This window comes from Pasteurella multocida (assembly GCF_900187275.1).
Lineage (GTDB): Bacteria > Pseudomonadota > Gammaproteobacteria > Enterobacterales > Pasteurellaceae > Pasteurella > Pasteurella multocida.
The window spans coordinates 1,172,877-1,192,771 of record NZ_LT906458.1; the positions used below are offsets into that span (position 1 = coordinate 1,172,877).

General features: G+C 41.3%; 24 protein-coding genes. 13 read left to right on the forward strand and 11 right to left on the reverse strand.

The genetic code is table 11. From position 1 onward, the window contains the following. From mlaC to mlaF, 4 genes are read right to left on the reverse strand one after another with little or no spacing between them, the layout of a single operon-like run. Window positions 1-639 (reverse strand): phospholipid-binding protein MlaC, encoded by a 639-nt coding sequence (mlaC, locus tag CKV69_RS05390; protein ID WP_005720552.1) that lies wholly within the window; start codon window positions 637-639, stop codon window positions 1-3. 44 nt (window positions 640-683) lie between these two features. Then, window positions 684-1,190 (reverse strand): outer membrane lipid asymmetry maintenance protein MlaD, encoded by a 507-nt coding sequence (mlaD, locus tag CKV69_RS05395; RefSeq protein WP_005720550.1) that lies wholly within the window; start codon window positions 1,188-1,190, stop codon window positions 684-686. Window positions 1,191-1,227: 37 nt separating this feature from the next. Further along, window positions 1,228-2,013, reverse strand: a complete 786-nt coding sequence (mlaE, locus tag CKV69_RS05400; RefSeq protein ID WP_005753485.1) for a lipid asymmetry maintenance ABC transporter permease subunit MlaE — start codon at window positions 2,011-2,013, stop codon at window positions 1,228-1,230. Beyond that, a complete protein-coding gene (gene mlaF / locus CKV69_RS05405; protein WP_014326245.1) occupies window positions 2,010-2,804 on the reverse strand; it encodes a phospholipid ABC transporter ATP-binding protein MlaF in 795 nt (264 codons plus the stop codon). The genes mlaE and mlaF overlap by 4 nt, the downstream gene beginning before the upstream one ends. Window positions 2,805-3,034: 230 nt before the next feature. Here mlaF and lptC point away from each other — a divergent pair, with 230 nt between their 5' ends. The 5 genes from lptC to rapZ are packed head-to-tail and all read left to right on the forward strand — an operon-like array spanning window position 3,035 to window position 6,260. Next, window positions 3,035-3,613, forward strand: coding sequence for an LPS export ABC transporter periplasmic protein LptC (gene lptC, locus CKV69_RS05410; protein WP_005720545.1), 579 nt, complete (start codon window positions 3,035-3,037; stop codon window positions 3,611-3,613). Further along, complete coding sequence (gene lptA, locus CKV69_RS05415; RefSeq protein WP_005720543.1) at window positions 3,597-4,109, forward strand: lipopolysaccharide transport periplasmic protein LptA; 513 nt, start codon at window positions 3,597-3,599, stop codon at window positions 4,107-4,109. Before lptC ends, lptA begins: the two co-directional genes overlap by 17 nt. 8 nt (window positions 4,110-4,117) lie before the next feature. Further along, window positions 4,118-4,843 (forward strand): LPS export ABC transporter ATP-binding protein, encoded by a 726-nt coding sequence (gene lptB / locus CKV69_RS05420; RefSeq protein WP_005720541.1) that lies wholly within the window; start codon window positions 4,118-4,120, stop codon window positions 4,841-4,843. 2 nt (window positions 4,844-4,845) lie between these two features. Continuing rightward, window positions 4,846-5,364, forward strand: coding sequence for a PTS IIA-like nitrogen regulatory protein PtsN (ptsN, locus tag CKV69_RS05425; protein WP_005751136.1), 519 nt, complete (start codon window positions 4,846-4,848; stop codon window positions 5,362-5,364). A 29-nt stretch (window positions 5,365-5,393) separates the two neighbouring features. Further along, window positions 5,394-6,260, forward strand: coding sequence for an RNase adapter RapZ (rapZ, locus tag CKV69_RS05430; protein ID WP_005753478.1), 867 nt, complete (start codon window positions 5,394-5,396; stop codon window positions 6,258-6,260). A gap of 1 nt (window position 6,261) precedes the next feature. Here rapZ and xseA read toward each other — a convergent pair whose 3' ends face one another. The 4 genes from xseA to CKV69_RS05450 all read right to left on the reverse strand — a co-directional run bounded on the left by xseA (window position 6,262) and on the right by CKV69_RS05450 (window position 9,653). Beyond that, a complete protein-coding gene (gene xseA, locus CKV69_RS05435) occupies window positions 6,262-7,599 on the reverse strand; it encodes an exodeoxyribonuclease VII large subunit (RefSeq protein WP_016532961.1) in 1,338 nt (445 codons plus the stop codon). An 80-nt stretch (window positions 7,600-7,679) separates the two neighbouring features. Beyond that, a complete protein-coding gene (locus CKV69_RS05440; protein WP_016504272.1) occupies window positions 7,680-8,873 on the reverse strand; it encodes a ribosomal protein uL16 3-hydroxylase in 1,194 nt (397 codons plus the stop codon). 53 nt (window positions 8,874-8,926) lie between these two features. After that, window positions 8,927-9,226 (reverse strand): RnfH family protein, encoded by a 300-nt coding sequence (locus tag CKV69_RS05445; RefSeq protein WP_005720534.1) that lies wholly within the window; start codon window positions 9,224-9,226, stop codon window positions 8,927-8,929. After that, the gene (locus CKV69_RS05450; protein WP_005723398.1) at window positions 9,213-9,653 is read right to left on the reverse strand and encodes a type II toxin-antitoxin system RatA family toxin; all 441 of its coding nucleotides are present in this window, start codon (window positions 9,651-9,653) and stop codon (window positions 9,213-9,215) included. Before CKV69_RS05450 ends, CKV69_RS05445 begins: the two co-directional genes overlap by 14 nt. A 155-nt stretch (window positions 9,654-9,808) precedes the next feature. Here CKV69_RS05450 and pth point away from each other — a divergent pair, with 155 nt between their 5' ends. From pth to CKV69_RS05470, 4 genes are all read left to right on the forward strand, one after another. Continuing rightward, window positions 9,809-10,393, forward strand: coding sequence for an aminoacyl-tRNA hydrolase (gene pth, locus CKV69_RS05455; protein ID WP_014326248.1), 585 nt, complete (start codon window positions 9,809-9,811; stop codon window positions 10,391-10,393). 33 nt (window positions 10,394-10,426) lie between these two features. Further along, window positions 10,427-11,518 (forward strand): redox-regulated ATPase YchF, encoded by a 1,092-nt coding sequence (gene ychF / locus CKV69_RS05460; protein WP_005720428.1) that lies wholly within the window; start codon window positions 10,427-10,429, stop codon window positions 11,516-11,518. 85 nt (window positions 11,519-11,603) lie between these two features. Then, complete coding sequence (locus CKV69_RS05465; protein ID WP_014326249.1) at window positions 11,604-13,016, forward strand: basic amino acid/polyamine antiporter; 1,413 nt, start codon at window positions 11,604-11,606, stop codon at window positions 13,014-13,016. A gap of 167 nt (window positions 13,017-13,183) precedes the next feature. Continuing rightward, window positions 13,184-13,912, forward strand: a complete 729-nt coding sequence (locus CKV69_RS05470) for a nitroreductase family protein (RefSeq protein ID WP_005723391.1) — start codon at window positions 13,184-13,186, stop codon at window positions 13,910-13,912. 148 nt (window positions 13,913-14,060) lie between these two features. On the opposite strand, the gene CKV69_RS05475 is transcribed toward CKV69_RS05470, so the two are convergent. Together CKV69_RS05475 and CKV69_RS05480 are read right to left on the reverse strand one after the other, a co-directional pair. Continuing rightward, entirely contained in the window at window positions 14,061-15,299 is a 1,239-nt protein-coding gene (locus tag CKV69_RS05475; protein WP_014326250.1) for a Zn-dependent hydrolase, read from the reverse strand. Window positions 15,300-15,491: 192 nt separating this feature from the next. Beyond that, on the reverse strand, window positions 15,492-16,046 hold the full coding sequence (locus tag CKV69_RS05480; RefSeq protein WP_005755968.1) for a YtfJ family protein: 555 nt from the start codon (window positions 16,044-16,046) through the stop codon (window positions 15,492-15,494). A gap of 142 nt (window positions 16,047-16,188) precedes the next feature. Between CKV69_RS05480 and CKV69_RS05485 the strand changes: the two genes are divergently transcribed. Beyond that, window positions 16,189-16,521, forward strand: coding sequence for a zinc ribbon domain-containing protein YjdM (locus CKV69_RS05485; protein WP_005720249.1), 333 nt, complete (start codon window positions 16,189-16,191; stop codon window positions 16,519-16,521). 44 nt (window positions 16,522-16,565) lie between these two features. Here the strand turns inward: CKV69_RS05485 and CKV69_RS05490 are convergent, their stop codons facing one another. Continuing rightward, the gene (locus tag CKV69_RS05490; protein ID WP_005720247.1) at window positions 16,566-16,778 is read right to left on the reverse strand and encodes an excalibur calcium-binding domain-containing protein; all 213 of its coding nucleotides are present in this window, start codon (window positions 16,776-16,778) and stop codon (window positions 16,566-16,568) included. A 193-nt stretch (window positions 16,779-16,971) separates the two neighbouring features. Between CKV69_RS05490 and rbsD the strand changes: the two genes are divergently transcribed. The 3 genes from rbsD to rbsC are packed head-to-tail and all read left to right on the forward strand — an operon-like array spanning window position 16,972 to window position 19,884. Further along, window positions 16,972-17,391 (forward strand): D-ribose pyranase, encoded by a 420-nt coding sequence (gene rbsD / locus CKV69_RS05495; protein WP_014326252.1) that lies wholly within the window; start codon window positions 16,972-16,974, stop codon window positions 17,389-17,391. 11 nt (window positions 17,392-17,402) lie between these two features. Beyond that, window positions 17,403-18,899, forward strand: a complete 1,497-nt coding sequence (gene rbsA / locus CKV69_RS05500; protein WP_005751127.1) for a ribose ABC transporter ATP-binding protein RbsA — start codon at window positions 17,403-17,405, stop codon at window positions 18,897-18,899. 16 nt (window positions 18,900-18,915) lie between these two features. Continuing rightward, window positions 18,916-19,884 (forward strand): ribose ABC transporter permease, encoded by a 969-nt coding sequence (gene rbsC / locus CKV69_RS05505; RefSeq protein WP_010906507.1) that lies wholly within the window; start codon window positions 18,916-18,918, stop codon window positions 19,882-19,884. Window positions 19,885-19,895: the final 11 nt, after the last annotated feature.

The following is a 19,895-nucleotide window of genomic DNA, read 5'->3' on the forward strand; positions in this document are numbered from 1 at the left end:
TTACTTATTTAAGCTGACTGGTGTTTTAGCCGCTTTTTCCACTTGTTCTGTCAGTGCATCAAGACCACTTTTTACAATCGTTGGCGACCATTCTTTTTCTTTGGTTTCTACCATACTCACGCCTTCTGCACTCATATCAAAGACTTGCCATTTGCCTGTTTTACTGTTTTTGTACCAGTAGAACGTTAAATTTACTGGCGGCTGATTACCTGTTTGAATCACTTTCACACGAATACTGGCGGTTTTCTCTGTTGCATCCGTTTTCGGTTTTTCAATTTCTAATTTTTGATCAGAATACAGGGTAAGGACTTGAGCATAAGTTTGCTCGATATATTGCTCAAACGCCGTAAAGAATTTTTCTCTTTGTTCTGGTGTAGTGGTTTTAAAATTTTTCCCTAACACTTTTGAACCGGCATATTTCACATGTACATAAGGCATCAGTTCTGCACGTACAATCGTTTTTAAATAATTCGGATCTTGCTTAATTTTCGCTTGATTGCTAGTGATATTTTTAAATAATTTATCCGACACTTCGACCGTTAAATCATAGGGGGTATCCGCAGCAAAGGCATGCATAGAAACAAGTGCGGTCGCTATCACGACCATTTTTGCTAGCATTTTTTTCAACATGGTTAACATAACATTCTCCTACTCAATTACATTCCTAAATTTCTTATCATACGCTACTGCGCTTTTGGTTCACCCTCTTCTTGGCGATCGTTTTTATTACGATCACCATATAAGAATTGACCGACTAAATCCTCAAGCACTAAGGCTGATTTTGTGTCAACAACCTTGTCACCCTCTTTCCACATCGCGACTTCACCATCGTCAAAACCGATACTTAAGGCAATATATTGTTCACCTAATAAACCTGAGGTTTTAATTGATAATGAACTTGTTTCTGGAATTTCATTATAACGTTCATCAATCGCGACCGTCACAATGGGTAAATAACTTTTTGCATCCAGAGTAATATCTGCCACGCGTCCAATGACAACACCACCGACTTTTAAAGGTGCACGGACTTTTAGTCCACCAATATTGTCAAAAGTTGCATGAATTTTATAAGATTTTGTTTCGCTAAAGCCCTGTATATTTGCCACCTTCAAACCTAAAAAGACTAAAGCTGCCATGCCCAATAATAAAAACAAACCTACCCAAAATTCATAAATTCTTGTTTGTCGCATAAAATTTCCTTTACATCCAACGCATTCAAGCGCTCACCTATACACTCGCACCAAACATCAGTGCCGTTAATACAAAATCTAATCCCAACACAACCAATGAGGCATGGACCACCGTTCTTGTGGTCGCTTTACTAATCCCTTCCGAAGTCGGAATACAGTCATAACCGTTAAATAACGCAATCCATACTACAGCGATAGCGAAACACAGGCTCTTGATAAAGCCATTAAGCAAATCTTTTTCCCATGTCACCGCATTTTGCATCACCGACCAAAAACTCCCCGCGTCAACACCTTTCCAGTCAACCCCGACTAATGAACCACCCCAAATGCCAATAGCGGTAAAAATAATCGCTAAAATCGGCATCGCGATCACGCCCGCCCAAAAGCGCGGAGCAATAACACGACGGAGGGGATCCACCGCCATCATCTCTAAACTGGATAATTGTTCTGTCGCTTTCATTAAGCCAATTTCTGCCGTCAGTGCAGAACCGGCACGCCCCGCAAAAAGAAGAGCCGTGACTACTGGTCCTAATTCACGTAGTAAGGATAACGCGACGAGTTGACCTAAACTGGTTTCCGCGGAAAAATCCACTAACACAACATATCCTTGTAATCCCAATACCATGCCAATGAAAAGCCCTGACAACATGATAATCAATAATGATTGCACGCCGAGCACATGCAGTTGCTTAATTAATAACGGAGTATGCTTGCGCCATTGCGGTTTACCAATTAAAGCCCCAAATAACATAAAGCCCGCACGCCCAATGGCACGACATGAACTGATCGCGTGATGACCTAACTCTGAAATAAACTGGATCATTTAAAAAGCGCCTCCACATAATCTTCCGCGGGGAAATGAAAACGTACCGGCCCATCGGCTTCGCCGTCTAAGAATTGACGTACTTGCGGATCTTGACTTTGTAACAATTGAGAGGATATCCCTTCTGCAATCACGCGTTTATCCGCAATAATATAAGCATAATCAGCAATACTTAATACTTCCTGAACATCATGGGAAACCACAATAGAGGTCAAATTGAGTGCTTCATTCAAGCGTTTAATTAAACTTAAAATCACCCCCATGCTAATTGGATCTTGCCCAGCAAACGGTTCATCAAACATGATTAACTCAGGATCCAGTGCAATAGCACGTGCTAACGCCGCACGTCTTGCCATCCCACCAGATAATTCAGAAGGCATTAACTCAGCCGCGCCGCGCAAGCCGACAGATTCAAGTTTCATAAGTACGATTTTACGGATAAGGCTTTCAGGTAAACGGGTATGTTCACGAATGGGGAATGCGACATTATCAAATGTGGAGATATCAGTAAAAAGGGCGCCTGATTGAAAGAGCATGCCCATTTTCTGACGCACTTGATAAAGTTCAGCATTCGATAATTGACAAATATCTTTTCCATCAAACCAAATTTCACCTTTTTCAGGTTGTAGCTGTCCCCCAATTAGCTTTAACAAGGTTGTTTTGCCAATCCCGGAGGGGCCCATAATGGCCGTAATTTTCCCTTTTTCAACCCGCAAATTCAGGTTGTCATAAATCGTTCGCTCGCCTCGTTTAAAAGTGAGATGCTTCACTTCAATTAAGGGATTATTCATAAGATATTTTCCTAAAAGTAGGCTCTCAAAAACAAAGTGGGATATTCTATCAATTCTATCTGAATGTCAAATGTTGCCGAGAGAAAAGTTATCTATCTGTGACTCTAACATAAAAGCAATCTCCCTTAAGGAAAAATTTTCTGAAATCCTACCGCACTTTTATTGGTTTTATTAAAATTATGCTATGATTGCCATTTAATAACTCACTTTAATGACTTGAAATAGGTTTTATGAATATTCGTTGGAATATAATTTTAGCAGGGCTTGCATTGGCTTTACTGGCTTGGTTTTATTCACTTAATCAAGGTGAACCGAGTCTAAATACCTTAATCAAAAAGCCTGATAGTCCCGAATATGTCGGACAAAAAATGAAAACCACGGTATTCTCACCAACAGGGAAAAAGCACTATGTTGCGATGTCGGATTCCGTTGAACATTTTGCCCTTTCAGGTCAAACGCACTTTCAAAAGCCAGAAGTGTATTTATTTGAATTAGAAACAGAAAATCAACTTTCCAATAAAGAAAATTGGAAAGCCAGTGCGAACAAAGCCATATTAACGAAAGAAAATATGCTGTATTTAGAAGGGAATGTTGTTGTGGAAAGCCTGTTAAGCCCTTCTCGTTTACAGCGCGTTGAAACAGAAAGTGCGGTCATCAATTTATCTACGCAAGATATTAGCTCGGAACACGCCGTGAAAATTTATGGTCAACATTTTCATTCTACGGGTTTAAAACTCACCGGTAACTTACAACAACAAATCGCGACTTTAAAAGAGCAGGTAAATACATACTATGAAATCAATAAATAACATTGTCATTTTCACGACATTATTCGCCACCGCATTACCTGCTTTCGCTTTGAAAAGCGATACAAAGCAACCGATTAATGTGGTTTCCGATAACCAATCTTTAGACATGGACAACAGCGTGGTAACCTTCACGGATAATGTGGTTATTACACAAGGCTCTATCCTCATTAAAGCCAGTAAAGTGATCATCACTCGCCCCCCTGAAAATTCTGGTAAAAAAGACACCATCGAAGCCTTTGGTAAGCCGGTGACGTTTTACCAAAAACTTGATGATGGGAAACCTGTAGAAGGGCATGCCAATCAGGTCCATTATGATCTCACTCAGGAATTTTTAACCTTAACCGGTAATGCAGAACTCAAGCAATTAGACAGTAAAATCAACAGTGACGTGATTACTTATGATGTCAATAAACAACAATTAAACGCTAACAGCACGCAGGGTTCTCGAGTCAGAACGGTTTTAATTCCTACTCAATTAAACGAGAAAAAGAAATAAGGTTTTCTATGTCAATTCTTTATGCTGAACATTTAGCAAAAAGCTACAAAAGTCGCCAAGTCGTTTCTGATGTGAGTCTCACCGTTAACTCCAATGAAATCGTGGGCTTACTCGGTCCGAACGGCGCGGGAAAAACAACGACATTCTATATGGTGGTCGGTTTAGTCCAGCACGATCAAGGTAAAATTCGCATTGATGATGAAGATATTAGTCTATTACCTATGCATAATCGGGCACAACGTGGTATCGGTTATTTACCTCAAGAAGCCTCCATTTTTCGTCGTTTAAGTGTCTATGATAATTTAATGGCGGTGTTAGAAATACGTAAAGATTTGACGCCAGAACAACGTCGAGAAAGAGCGGATGAACTGATTAATGAATTTAACATTGATCATATTCGCCATAACTTAGGTCAATCCCTCTCCGGCGGAGAACGTCGCCGTGTTGAGATTGCACGTGCTCTAGCCGCCAATCCCAAATTTATCCTACTTGATGAACCTTTTGCTGGTGTTGATCCGATTTCCGTGATCGATATTAAAAAGATCATCATGGATTTACGCGATCGTGGCTTAGGCGTTTTAATTACCGATCACAATGTCAGAGAAACCTTAGATGTTTGTGAACGTGCTTATATCGTGAGCGCGGGAAAAATGATTGCCACTGGCACACCTGAGCAAATTCTAAATAATGAACAAGTGAAACGTGTTTACTTAGGTGAAGAATTTAAACTCTAGTTATGATTAAATTTACAGAATTACTCAAACCTGAAAATATTCGTCAAGGGCTGATTTGCTCAAGTAAAAAACGTTTATTTGAAATCATCACACAAGTGATCGCAGATCAAATTCAATTAGAAAACGCAGAACAACTTTGTTTTGAGTGTTTATTAAGCCGTGAAAAGATGGGGAACTCAGGCTTAGGCAACGGGATTGCCATGCCTAAAGCGAGAATCCCAGAAGGCAATCAACCACTGGCGGTGTTTATTCATTTAGATTCACCCGTGGACTACGAGTCTGCCGATCATCGTGATGTGGATTTAATCTTGGCGATTTTAGTACCCGAACAACTGTGTGAACGCTATATCAGCGCATTACCAGAAATTGCCGAAAAGTTTTCAGATAAAACCTTGTGTAAACAATTACGTAATGCACAAAATGTGGATGAAATCTGGCAAATTTTTGAAAATGTGGATCAATTGAATACACAGGAAAACGTAACAAAAGCCTCAGCAGAAACAACAAAAGAAACAGAATAATCTGTTTCCGCTTAAAGGGGGAAAAGCGTATGGAAATTATCATTATTAGTGGGCACTCTGGTGCGGGCAAGTCCGTTGCTCTCCGTTGTTTAGAGGACATTGGCTATTATTGTGTTGATAATTTGCCCTTAGACTTACTCCCCCAATTAGCCTCGATTCTTTCGACGAATCAGCAATCCGTTGCGATTAGTCTAGATATTCGTAATTTACCTCACTCCTCAAAAACGTTAGAAAATCTCCTTACCGAAGTACAACAGCAACACCAAATCAAATTGATTTTTTTGGATGCTGACAGAGGCACGCTTATTCGTCGCTACAGTGACTCGCGGCGTTTACATCCGTTGTCCACTCAAGATCTTTCCTTGGAAGCTGCGATTGATGCAGAAAGAAAATATTTAGACCCGCTCACACAACATGCGGATTTAATTATTGACACCACTCGTCTTTCCACCCATGAATTAGCCGAGCGATTACGTGATTTTTTATGTGAAAAATCAGATAAAGCCTTAAAAATTATTTTTCAATCTTTCGGCTTTAAATATGGTTTACCCTTAGATGCCGATTATGTCTTCGATGTACGTTTTTTGCCTAATCCACATTGGATTCCCGAATTACGCCCACTCACTGGCTTAGATGCGCCTGTTGCCGAGTTCTTAAATAAACAAAATGAAGTCAATCACTTTATTTATTTAACACGCAATTATATTGAAACCTGGTTACCTATGTTAGAACAAAATAACCGTAGCTATCTGACAATTGCGATTGGCTGTACAGGAGGGAAACACCGTTCTGTCTATATCACCGAACAGTTAGGGGAATATTTCCAAGCTAAGGGGAAAAACGTGCAAATTCAGCATAAATCCTTAGCAAAACATAAAAAAGCGAATACACAATAAGCTAACTTCGCGGTCTTAAATCCGTTACTTGGCTAACAATTTCGCCGTCCGTCAAGCGCGTGATCACAGGTTCCCCCACACTAACCTGCTTAAGTTGTGTAATTGCCATACCTTGCGCATTTTGTGCAATCGAATAGCCTCTTGCGAAGACTTTGAGTGGGCTTATGCTATCTAATTTCGTACATAAAGCGGCGAATTGATGGTGTTTGAAGGTGAGCTCTCGTTTCCAAGCTACATCTAAACGGACTTTAAGTTGTGCCAAATCCTGTTTTTGTTTCTGCAACGTAAATGGTAAGGGATTTTTCTCAACCCTTGCCCACAATACACGAAGTTGCGCCTGTTTTTGTTGTAATACTGCATGCATTGACCAATCTAAACGATGTGTCAGTTGTTGCATTAACTGTTTCTGAGCCGAAAGTTGTCTTTGTGGATGCTGGTTATGCAAGCGCAAGCGTAAACGCTGTAATCTATCGTCTTTTTGTTTAAATAAACGATCTAACGCCATCTCTAGACGTTGACGTTGATAAACAAGTTGCTGTAATAAGGCCTGCTGATCTCGGCTAACGAGTTCGGCTGCCGCTGACGGCGTAGGGGCACGTAAATCAGCCACAAAATCCGCAATCGTCACATCGGTTTCATGCCCTACCGCACTAATAATCGGGAGTTGAGAATGGAAAATTGCCCTGGCCACCATTTCTTCATTAAAACACCACAAATCTTCTAATGAGCCACCACCACGCCCCACAATCAAGACATCTACTTCCTGACGACGATTTGCCAGTTCAATCATTTGTACAATTTCCGCACTCGCCTCTTTACCTTGTACAGCTGTAGGATAAATCACGACCTGTAAGCTCGGATCACGACGACGCAAAATCTGCAAAATATCCTGTAATGCGGCCCCGGTTTGTGATGTCACAATACCGACACTTTTACAAAATGGTGGTAAGCTTTTTTTCAAATGTTGAGCAAATAAACCTTCTGCTGCTAGCTGCATTTTCAATGCTTCAAATTGCTGCTGCAATAAGCCTTCACCTGCTGGGTGCATGCTTTCGATAATCAACTGATAATCGCCACGAGGTTCATATAAACTGACACTGGCGCGCACCAGCACTTGCATGCCATTTTGTGGACGGAAACTCACGCGCATATTTTTCATACGAAACATCGCGCAACGCACCTGTGCATTTTCATCTTTTAAGGTTAAGTACCAATGCCCCGAAACAGGTTGTGTGAAATTAGAAATTTCACCCGTCAACCAAACTTGTCCTAGCTGATTTTCTAGCATAACCCGTACAGTTTGATTTAATTGTGAAACTGAGTAAATGTGTTCAGACATGGTGATAGCCTTTGTAATGATTTGTGATCGGTTATCTTGCCCAACCGCGAACAAGATCCCCTAAAATGAAAAATACGCGGTTATTCCAGCAATACCCAGCCATCATCCAGCCAGTTACATAAGGAATCAAGCAATAAATCCAAAGTGCTATCGGGATCGTCAGCTTGCGCACATAACTGAGTTAAAAAAGCAAAATCGAGTTGTTGACCGTCTGCTAGTGCTTTTAACACCTGTGCTTCAATCTCATTCAGTTCATCAAGCCATTCACCGTTCGCATAAACGCGCAATGGATTTTCAAGATAAAGTAATTTGCAGTTATTATCCTGCACAATTGTGCCATTTTCTGCTAAAATCGACCGCACTTCATCTAAATCACAATAGCCTTCTGTTTCAAGTAACTCATAACGTCTGCTGCTCACAGTGGTAGCAACGGCGTGTTGGAATAAACGATCAAATTGTGCAGAATTTGCTAATTTGGCGAAAAACTGCTGTTTCATATTTTCCACCATCACAGGATCCAGCTTACCTGTCGCTTGCGTTGCTGGACTTAAACGCAGTGGAATATTCAATTCCGTCAAATCAATCTCTGGCAACGCTTGGCACATGCCTTTATTGATGTTGTCGAATAAATCGGCAACATTCGGATAACGCAAACCAAAAGAAAAGGTTAAACAATCATCTTGTGCGACACCATAATGAGATAAGCGAGAAGGGACATACAAAATATCGCCTGGTGCCATCACTTCATCTAAAATGAGCTCACCCATATCATCAAAAATACGAATTGGCTGATTGGTTTTAAATTCGGTGCTTGGATCGCACCATTTACCTAATTGCCAACGGCGATGTCCATAGCCTTGCACCAAAAACACATCATATTCATCATAATGTCGACCGACTGAACCGCCTGCTGGTGCATAAGACACCATAATGTCATCCCGTTGCCATTGAGGAATAAAACCAAAGGCGTGCCATAATTGCCCTAATTCTGGCGACCATTGTTCTAAATTTTGTACTAATACAGACCATTGTGCTGGCAAATTTTTAAAATCTTTTGCTGTTAATGGACTGCGTGCTAATTGCCAATTGTCTTCGGAAAATTGTTTAATTAAACGAGAGGTCACGTCTTCTTGTTGAGCGAGCTCAATAATATCATCCGGTTCAAACATCCCGACAATTTCAGGTAAGCCATTGCGAATCAATAACGGTTGTTTTTGCCAATAATCACGTAAAAAAATCTCGGGGGTAATGTGTTCAGGTAAACAAAATTTCATCATGCTCTCTTTCTGTTCGGTATGATCTTTGCGGTAAAACCCAAAGGATCGGTTTATTTTTTCTTGGCTTGTGCCGCTTGCTGCTCTGCACGTTTACGGCGAATTTCTTTTGGATCAGCTAACAACGGGCGGTAAATCTCGATACGATCGCCATCTTTGAGTTGATCGGTTAATTTTGCTGGGCGACTAAAAATACCCACCTTGTTTTCCCGCAAATCAATTTCGGTAAATTGTTGCAAAATGCCCGATTGCAAAATCGCGGTTTGAATCATCGTCCCTTCTTCTACCGTGAGTTTTTTTAAATAGTAACGTTCAGGATAAGCATACGCGATTTCAATCTTAATTTGCGCCATGATATACCTCTCTTGCGCGTTGCTTGAATGCGTCAATCATCTTGCTGGTTAAATGGGTAAAGATCTGCCCAAATGCCATCGCGATCAAGGGATTAGAAAACTCAAATTCTAATTTCAAGGCAATCTTACAGCAACACTCGTCTAATTCATCAAATTGCCATTCCCCTTGCAAAAAACGAAAGGGACCTTCCACCAATTGCATTTTGATCGAACGGTTCTCAACCATTTGATTGCGAGTCGTAAATTGCTGGCGAATGCCCGCTTTTGAAATCACCAGTTCCGCCGTTAATTCATGACCATTTTGGGTCAAGGTACGCCCATTCACACAGCCCGGTACAAATTCAGGATAACGTTCATAATTATTCACTAATTGATACATTTGTGCAGCACTATAAGGCACTAATGCACTTTGATTAATTGTTGGCATGAGGTTTTATTCTTGATTGAAAAAAATTCTACATATTATAGCGGAAAAGTGCGGTCAAAATAAGGCAAGAATGGAGAAAATCTGTGTTTCAAAATTGAGAGTTGCGCTATTTTCCGCTACAATAGCGCACTATTTTGACTGTTGGAAGAAGATCAATGTCTGAAATAAAGTTAATTGTTGGTTTGGGTAATCCGGGCGATAAATATGCCGATACCCGCCACAATGCGGGAGAATGGTTAATCAATCGTTTAGCGCGCCAATTTCATTTTAGTTTAACGCCCGAGAGCAAATTTTCAGGCAAAACGGCACGCACCATCATCAACGGCAATGAAATCCGCTTTCTCGTACCAACGACCTTTATGAATTTGAGTGGTAAAGCCATCAGTAGCTTGGCAAATTTCTATCGCATCAAACCAGAAGAGATTTTAGTCATTCATGATGAATTAGATTTACCACCGGGTGTAGCAAAAATTAAACAAGGTGGCGGACATGGTGGACACAACGGTTTGCGTGATACTATCGCGCAATTAGGCAACAATAAAAACTTCTATCGCTTAAGAGTTGGCATTGGACATCCTGGTGATAAAAATTTGGTTTCAGCGTATGTGTTAAATAAACCGTCACCTACCGATTGGCAACTGATTGACAAAGCTTTAGATGAAGCCACAAGTTGTGTAGATATTCTGATTAAAGATGGCATTACTAAAGCCACCAACCGTTTAAATGCGTTTAAAGCATAAAAAAGATTAATAGTTAAAAAGTAAGGAAAAACTATGGGATTTAAATGTGGCATCGTGGGTTTACCTAACGTCGGTAAATCAACCCTATTTAATGCATTAACCAAAGCGGGGATTGAAGCCGCCAACTACCCGTTTTGTACCATTGAACCTAACACGGGGGTTGTACCAATGCCCGATCCACGTTTGGACGCCTTAGCGGAAATCGTCAAACCTGAGCGAGTGTTACCGACTACGATGGAATTTGTGGATATTGCCGGATTAGTCGCAGGCGCCAGCAAAGGCGAAGGCTTAGGCAATAAATTCTTAGCCAACATCCGTGAAACTGACGCGATTGGGCATGTGGTTCGTTGTTTTGAAAATGATGACATCGTTCATGTCGCAGGACAAATTAATCCTGCAGAAGATATCGACACGATCAATACCGAATTGGCATTAGCAGATTTAGACAGTTGCGAACGTGCCATTCAACGTTTACAAAAACGGGCCAAAGGCGGCGATAAAGACGCCAAATTTGAATTGTCTATTATGGAAAAAATCCTGCCTGTGCTGGAAAACGCCGGCATGATTCGTTCCATCGATTTAGACAAAGACGAACTACAAGCGATCAAAGGTTATAACTTCTTAACCTTAAAACCGACAATGTACATCGCCAACGTCAATGAAGACGGCTTTGAAAATAATCCATATCTTGATCGTGTCCGTGAAATTGCGGAAAAAGAAGGTGCGGTAGTGGTGCCAGTGTGTGCAGCGATTGAATCGGAAATTGCCGAATTAGACGATGACGAAAAAATCGAGTTTTTACAAGATTTAGGTATTGAAGAGCCGGGCTTAAACCGCGTGATTCGTGCGGGTTATAAATTACTTAACCTACAAACTTACTTTACAGCGGGTGTCAAAGAAGTGCGTGCGTGGACAATTCCAATTGGTGCAACTGCGCCCAAATCAGCGGCTGTGATTCACACTGATTTTGAAAAAGGCTTTATTCGCGCTGAAGTGATCGCCTATGATGACTTTATCCAATACAAAGGCGAAGCGGGTGCAAAAGAAGCCGGTAAATGGCGCTTAGAGGGCAAAGATTACATCGTACAAGATGGCGATGTAATGCATTTCCGCTTTAACGTCTAAAATTTTATAAAAAAGCACCGCACTTTATCGCAATAAGTGCGGTGTTTTTTTGTTTAGTTTCATAATAAAAATAAGAGAAGACAGTATGTCGAATAAAAAAATCGGTTTATTATCCCTCACCGCCTTAGTGTTAAGCTCGATGATTGGCTCGGGGATTTTTAGTTTGCCACAAAACATGGCGGAAGTGGCAGGTGCACAAGCACTCGTTATTGGTTGGATCATTACTGGTATTGGGATCATCTTTTTAGGTCTTTCCTTTTTCTTTATTTCCCGTTTACGTCCTGAGTTAGACGGCGGCATCTACACTTATGCTCGAGAAGGTTTTGGCGATTTAGTCGGTTTTCTCTCTGCTTGGGGTTATTGGTTGTGTGCTACCATTGGTAGCGTTGGCTATTTAGTGGTCGCCTTTGAGGGAATCGGTTTATTTACCGATAATCCTAATCGTATCATTTTCGCTCAAGGCAATACGATTTTCGCCTTTCTAGGCTCTTCTTTAGTGGTTTGGTTAGTGCATTGGCTGATTACACGAGGAGTCAAAGAAGCAGCATTTCTAAATCTCTTAGCGACTTTTGTCAAAGCTTTTCCGTTAGTGTTGTTTATTGTATTAGCCGCTTGGTTTTTCTCACCAGAAACCTTTAACCATGATATTCAAGCCACAAATTTAAATCATTCCATTACTGATCAAGTGAAAAACACCATGTTGATCACGCTCTGGGTATTCGTTGGGGTTGAAGGGGCAGCAGTGTTATCCGCTCACGCCAAAAAACGCAGTGATGTGGGGTTAGCCACGGTGTTGGGGATTGTGATTGCCTTAATTTTATATGTGGCGATTACCGTATTATCTCTGGGGATCTTACCACGTGAAATGATCGCCAATATGCCCAATCCGTCGATGGCTGGTCTGCTAGAACATATGATTGGCAGTAGCGGTAAAATCATTATCACCGCCTGTTTAATTGTCTCTGTGTTAGCGTCTTACATTAGTTGGACTATGTATTCTGCCGAAGTCCCTTATCGTGGCGCGCAAAACGGGGCGTTCCCGAAAATCTTAAATAAGATCAACGAAAACGACACGCCAATTAACTCTCTGTGGTTCACTAACCTCGTGGTGCAATTCTGTCTCGTGTTGGTATTAATGACAGGTAAAAGCTATAACGCACTGTTGTTAATTTCCACCTCTATGATCTTAGTGCCGTATTTCCTGATTGGTGCCTACTTATTGAAATTGTCTATTCAACAAAACAGTGCTTGGTATATCAAGCTTACTGGGTTACTTGCCTCGATTTACGGAGTCTGGATTTTATATGCCGCCGGACTAGATCATTTATTGTTATCGATCTTGCTGTATGTCCCGGGGATTGGAATCTACTTATATTCTCGCTATCAGCACCAAGGCAAACTTCATTTTAATCAAAAAGAGAAAGCACTATTGCTCTTTATTGCTATCGCGTTTATGTTAGCTATTTACAATAGTGCTGTTAATGTCAATTGGAATTAACTCGTTAATCTTCAATCAAACAGAAAAGTGCGGTCAGTTTTTAACAATTTTTTGAAAAACTGACCGCACTTTTTCTCTCCCAGTCCTACCTCTGCCTCGCCCTTGTGGTCAGAGCAAAACTTTGCGACAATCGGACAGAACGTTTGTTTTTTGTTAGGAATCGCCCTATGACATTATCTGAGCTACTTCATCACCGCCGCGCCGTACGTTATTTTGATCCCGACAAACCGCTTGATAGTGAAAAAGTGACACAATGCTTGCAGTTGGCAACTTTGGCACCAAGCAGTTCTAATATGCAACTGTATGAGTTCTACCACATCACTGATAAAGCCCTTCTTGCACAATTAGCCACTGCCTGTTTAGGACAACAAACAGCAACCACAGCACAACAAATGGTGGTGTTTGTGACTCGCCAAGATTTGTATAAACAACGCGCTCAAGCAGTTTTAGCCTTTGAGAGCGAAAACATTAAGCGCCATAGTCCACCTGACCGTTGGGAAAATCGCCTAAAGGGCAAAACGCTCTATTATGCAAAACTGATGCCCTTTATTTATGCACGCTGTTTTGGTTTATTAGGTTTGTTTCGCAAGGGATTAGCTTATGCTATCCGTTTATTTCGTCCTGTCAGCACTGAAGTATCGGAAGCGGATGTGCGTGTGGTGGTGCATAAAAGTTGTGGGTTGGCGGCACAAACCTTTATGCTGTTAATGGCGGAACAAGGCTATGATACATGCCCAATTGAGGGATTAGATGGTGGTAAAGTGAAAAAGCTTCTTTCGCTCCCACAGGGTGCTGAAATCAATATGATTGTGTCATGTGGGGTACGTAAAGCTGGACGAGGCATTTGGGGTGATCGCTTTCGTGTGCCTTTTGATGAAGTGTATCATAGAAAATAAATCAAAGAGATAAGGAAAAAGGACACGAAAAAGTAGTTAAAAATGTACCGCACTTTTAACCACTTCGCTCAAATCTAAGGTCGTAGTCTGTCGCCTTGCCAAAAGTTGTAATACATACCGCACGTTATTGTGCGGTATGCGTATTGACTTAACCCACCACCTCTGCCTGTGTTAATACGACCTTTTGCAAGACTTTAATCCCTGCGTCAATATCTTGCCATTCGGTAAACTCCAACGGATTATGACTAATACCCAGATGTGAAGGTACAAAAATCATTCCCGTTGGGCAAAGTGTTGCCATATGCATCGCATCGTGCCCCGCCCCACTTGGCATCACTTCGTAACTATAACCGAGAGTTTCAGCGCTTTGCCTAATTTGCTCAACCATCTCTTGCGGCAATAATACAGGGTTATCTTTCGAAATCAGCTGTAATTCAATCTGCAAGCCTCGTTTTTGTGCGACTTGTTCAATCTGCTGTTGTAACGCCGTAAAGACTGACTCTCTGGCTTCCACATGAATACCACGAATATCAACTAACAGTTCGCAATAGCCCGGTACCACATTCATTACACCGGGTTTTGCCGTCAAATTCCCCACGGTTGCTACCGTAGCATGCCCCGCATCAATCGCAGCTTGCTCAACAGCGAGCGCCAGTTCTGCACCACCCAATAACGCATCATGACGATAATGCATCGCCGTGGCACCAGAATGATCCGCTTGACCTTGAATTTTCACCACGCAACGAATTGGTGCGGCAATACCGGTCACCACACCAATGGTTTTGTTTTCATTTTCTAAACGAGGACCTTGCTCAATGTGCAATTCTACAAAACATTTAAATTCTTCACTGGTACGTTTTGCATGGTGAATTGTCGAGAAATCCAACCCAATATCGGCTAACGCTTGCGCAAACGCCGTGCCTTGTTTATCACGCAAGTGGCTTAAGCCCGCCTGCTCCACCACACCACACATCACTTTACTGCCTAAGGTAGCGTAGTTAAAACGACTTGATTCTTCACAGGTAAAAATAATCAGTTCTAAGGGATAACGGGTTTTAATGCCTTGCTCACAAAGTTGAAATAAAATTTCCAACCCTGCTACCGATCCCAATGGACCATCCAATTTCCCCGCATTGACCACGGTATCAATATGCGAGCCAAAGGCGACGACTGGCAGATGATCTTCAATACCTGCTTTACGAATAAAAAGATTGCCGATTTCGTCACGGCGAATCGCAAGATCATAAGTTTGACATAAATCGACGATATATTTATGCGCTTTTTCATCTTCTCGGCTAAATGCCAAACGGGTTAATTCGCCTTCGACAGAAGACATTGAGGCGAGCGTGTCAATAATAGATTGCACGCGAGCTAAATTGATCGACATAAAGACTCCTTAGTTGATAACAAAAAAGCAGTGCTCAACACACTGCTTTTGCAGGATAACGCCACTTATCCTTGTACAACATTCATACTGGCTTGACAACCCATTACAGCACAGATACTTGAATTAGATCATATAATCTTTTATAAATCGATGATTTTAACGTGCAATGCTTTTTTAAAAAGTTTTCCTGTTCTATTTCACTAATTCACCAATTAATCCAATCACTTCTTGCACTTGCGCAGTCGATAGCGCTCCTTCATGGACAAATTTGACTTTGCCCGCTTTATCTAACACGACAACCAAGCTTTCTTTTTCCTTTAATTGCCAAGCTGCTTTTACCGCACCGCGTTGATCTAACACCACTTGGCTATGCGCATTGGCTTTTTTGCCTTTTTCTGCACCACTTTTTACAAAACTGCCCGTGCCGAAGGTTGCGTCATCAGCATTAATAATCGTGGTTGTCTGATATTTGGCACGATCAAATTGTGCCCCTTTAATCGCCTCAATTAATGCTTGATTACGTTCTTTCACATCACGTCGTCCTGCAATGTGGTTCACGACACGTACTTTTCCCACTAATTGTGCCGAATGCCAAGCATGATACTGCACTGCCTCACCTTTTACACTCAATTCTCCATCTTCAGCAACATTAACAGATGCTAAAGGTTGATTTAACTGGATATTATGGGCATGCGCTGAAAATGCGCAAAATGTGGCTAACCCTAAAACAAATGTCATTTTTTTCATTTTCTTTACCTTGTTAACTCAAAGAGGATGCATTCTACCGAAAAACAAAAAATAAACAAATCAGAGCTGTTATTCACATAATTTTGGCAAAATTGCGCTTTTTTGCTATAATTTCGCGTCATTTTTATTGAGAGGAAAATTTATGGAACAAATGCCAACTTGTCCAAAATGTCAAAGTGAATACGTTTATCATGATTCAATCCATTTTGTTTGCCCTGATTGCAGCTATGAATGGTCAGGTCAAGAACCTGTAGAAAGTGATGAGAAAGTGGTGAAAGACAGCAACGGTAATCTTCTACAAGATGGTGATTCGGTTATCTTAATTAAAGATCTCAAAGTAAAAGGCTCGTCTATCGTGTTAAAGAAAGGCACCAAAGCCAAAAACATTCGTTTAGTCGATGCCGATCATGATGTTGATTGCAAAATTGATGGGCAAAGTTTTTCATTAAAATCAGCGTTTCTGAAAAAAGCCTAATCTCACGACGTACTGTTTTTTTACGTGATAAACAGTACGTTGACTTATCGCCGACAGCGTGCCAAACCATGACTACTGCCACCGGGTAAACACTCACAGGCTTCTCCATCATGATCACCATCTAAATGATAAGCCTTATATTTTTCCATGTACGCTTGTGCTTCAGCTTGCGTAGCGAAATGCTTACAAGTTACTCGCTTAGCGTGCGCTGAACAGGCTGTTATAGCAATCATTAAACTTACCCATATTCTCTTCATCACGTCTTTCCCTGCTTTGTTGTTCTCTTATAGTTCTCATTTTAACCAACTATTCTCGCTATCAGAAACGAAATTATTTGATCCAGTTCACAGATCAGACAAAAGCTTTTTGCACTTTTTCAATTTCCTCTTAGACTAATCACTAAGCCATCGAAACGTTTCGATGAGAAAGAAAAATCTATTGAGGTACGTCATGAAAAAAACTGCCCTATTAAACGCCCCGTTATCCCAAGTAATCGCGACATTAGGTCATACCGATAGCCTCACGATTTGTGATGCGGGACTGCCGATCCCTAAGCAGGTAGAACGTGTTGATTTGGCTTTAAGTGCAGGGGTGCCAAGTTTTCTTCAAACTTTTCATGCTGTAGTCACAGAAATGTTTGTAGAAAGAGCCATCATTGCCGAAGAAATCAAAGAAAAAAATCCGAAAATACTGATCGCACTTTTAAACAGTTTGGCTCAACTTGAGCAACAACAAGGCAACCAAATTGAGGTGCAATATGTCAGTCATGACATGTTCAAAACGTACACGCATGCAAGCAAAGCAATTGTACGTAGTGGCGAATGTAGTCCTTATGCCAATATTATTTTGTATTCTGGCGTTCCATTTTAAAGGCGGCGAATATGCAACACGAAACCTTACTCCACATCCAAGGAATTGATAAGTCTTTTCCCGGTGTCAAAGCGCTCAGTAATGCTTGCTTATCCGTTTATGCAGGACGTGCCATGGCATTAATGGGGGAAAATGGTGCGGGTAAATCGACCTTAATGAAAGTACTCACTGGCATTTACAGCAAAGACGCAGGCACAATTGAATATTTAGGTAAACAAGTCACCTTCAAAGGACCAAAAGAGTCGCAAGAAGCCGGCATCAGCATCATTCACCAAGAATTGAATTTAGTTGGCAACCTAACAATCGCAGAAAATATTTTCTTAGGTCGTGAATTTGTGACGCCTTGGGGAAGTATTGATTGGAAAAAAATGCACCAAGAAGCGGACAAATTACTTAAACGTTTAGGTGTTAGCCATAGTAGCCATCAATTGTGTTCCGAATTATCAATTGGTGAACAACAAATGGTTGAAATTGCCAAAGCACTCAGCTTTGAATCTAAAGTCATTATTATGGATGAACCCACCGATGCACTAACCGATACGGAAACAGCCGCTTTATTTAAGGTGATTCGGGAACTCAAAGCTGAAAAACGTGGCATTGTCTATATCTCGCATCGTATCAAAGAGATTTTTGAAATTTGCGATGATGTGACGGTATTACGTGATGGTGAGTTTATTGGTGAAAAAGCTGTCAATGTATTAGATGAAGATCAGCTGATTGAAATGATGGTTGGACGCCGTTTAGATGAACAATATCCACATTTAGATAAACCTCGTGGCGAATTATTGCTTGAAGTCGAAAATCTCAGTGGCAGTGGTGTACATGATGTCAGTTTCACATTACATCGAGGAGAAATTCTAGGGGTTTCTGGTCTGATGGGAGCGGGACGAACAGAGCTTATGAAAGTGTTATATGGCGCGCTACCCCGTTCAAGTGGCAAAGTGCGGTTAGCTCAGCAAGAAATTCACAATACTTGCCCACAAGATGGCTTAAATCATGGCATTGTGTACATTTCCGAAGATCGCAAAGGTGATGGCTTAATTTTAGGCATGTCAGTGAAAGAAAATATGTCACTCACCGCTTTAGCCTATTTTTCTAAATCTATTCAAATTGATCACAAAGCAGAACAATTGGCAGTGGGTGACTTCATCACCATGTTTAATATCAAAACACCAAGCCAAGAACAGCAAATTGGGCTCTTATCTGGCGGCAATCAGCAAAAAGTGGCGATTGCTAAAGGCTTAATGACACGTCCCAACGTGTTGATTTTAGATGAGCCAACACGTGGCGTGGATGTGGGGGCGAAAAAAGAAATTTATCAACTCATTAATGAATTCAAAAAAGAGGGCTTAAGTATCATTTTAGTGTCCTCTGAAATGCCAGAAGTGCTTGGCATGAGTGATCGTATTTTGGTCATGCATGAAGGGCGAATTAGTGCAGAATTCCAACGTGGTGAAGCCACGCAAGAAAAATTATTAGCCGCAGCCATTGGCAAAAGTGCGCTCTAAACCTGAAGGATTTATTATGACAACTCAAGCAAAACCATTCCAATTCGGTAAATTCTTAATTGAACAACGTTCCATCATTGCCTTACTGGTGCTGATTGCGATCGTATCCATGATCAATCCTGACTTTTTCAGTGTGGATAATATTCTCAATATTTTACGCCAAACTTCAGTCAACGCAATTATTGCCGTCGGGATGACATTTGTGATCTTGATTGCCGGGATCGATCTTTCGGTCGGTTCGGTACTTGCATTAACGGGGGCTATTGCCGCCTCGATGGTCAGTACCGAGTTACCAATACTGCTCGTCATTCCAGTCACACTCTTGATTGGTACATTACTGGGCGGGATCAGCGGTGTTATTGTCGCGAAAGGGAAAGTACAAGCCTTCATTGCTACTCTCGTAACCATGACCTTATTACGTGGTGTGACCATGGTTTATACCGATGGACGCCCAATTAGTACAGGCTTTTCGGAAGGTGCGGATACGTTTTCGCTGTTAGGCACGGGTTATGTATTCGGTATCCCTGTCCCAATTTGGATTATGGCATTTGTCTTTGCTGCCTCTTGGTATGTATTAAAACATACACGTATTGGGCGTTATATTTATGCACTTGGGGGGAATGAAGCCGCTACCCAATTATCTGGCATTAACGTCAATAAAATTAAAATCTTTGTTTTTGCCGTCAGTGGCTTCTTATCTGCCCTTGCCGGTCTGATTGTCACTTCACGTTTATCCTCTGCTCAACCGACTGCCGGTGTGTCATATGAGCTTGATGCGATTGCCGCGGTTGTGGTCGGCGGAACGAGCTTAATGGGCGGAAAAGGACGCGTCATGGGCACTTTAATTGGCGCATTGATTATTGGTTTCTTAAATAACGCGCTGAATTTACTGGATATTTCCTCTTACTATCAAATGATTGCAAAAGCATTAGTTATCTTAGTCGCGGTTTTAGCGGATAACTATTTAGGCACCAAAAAAGTTTAACCCACTCACTC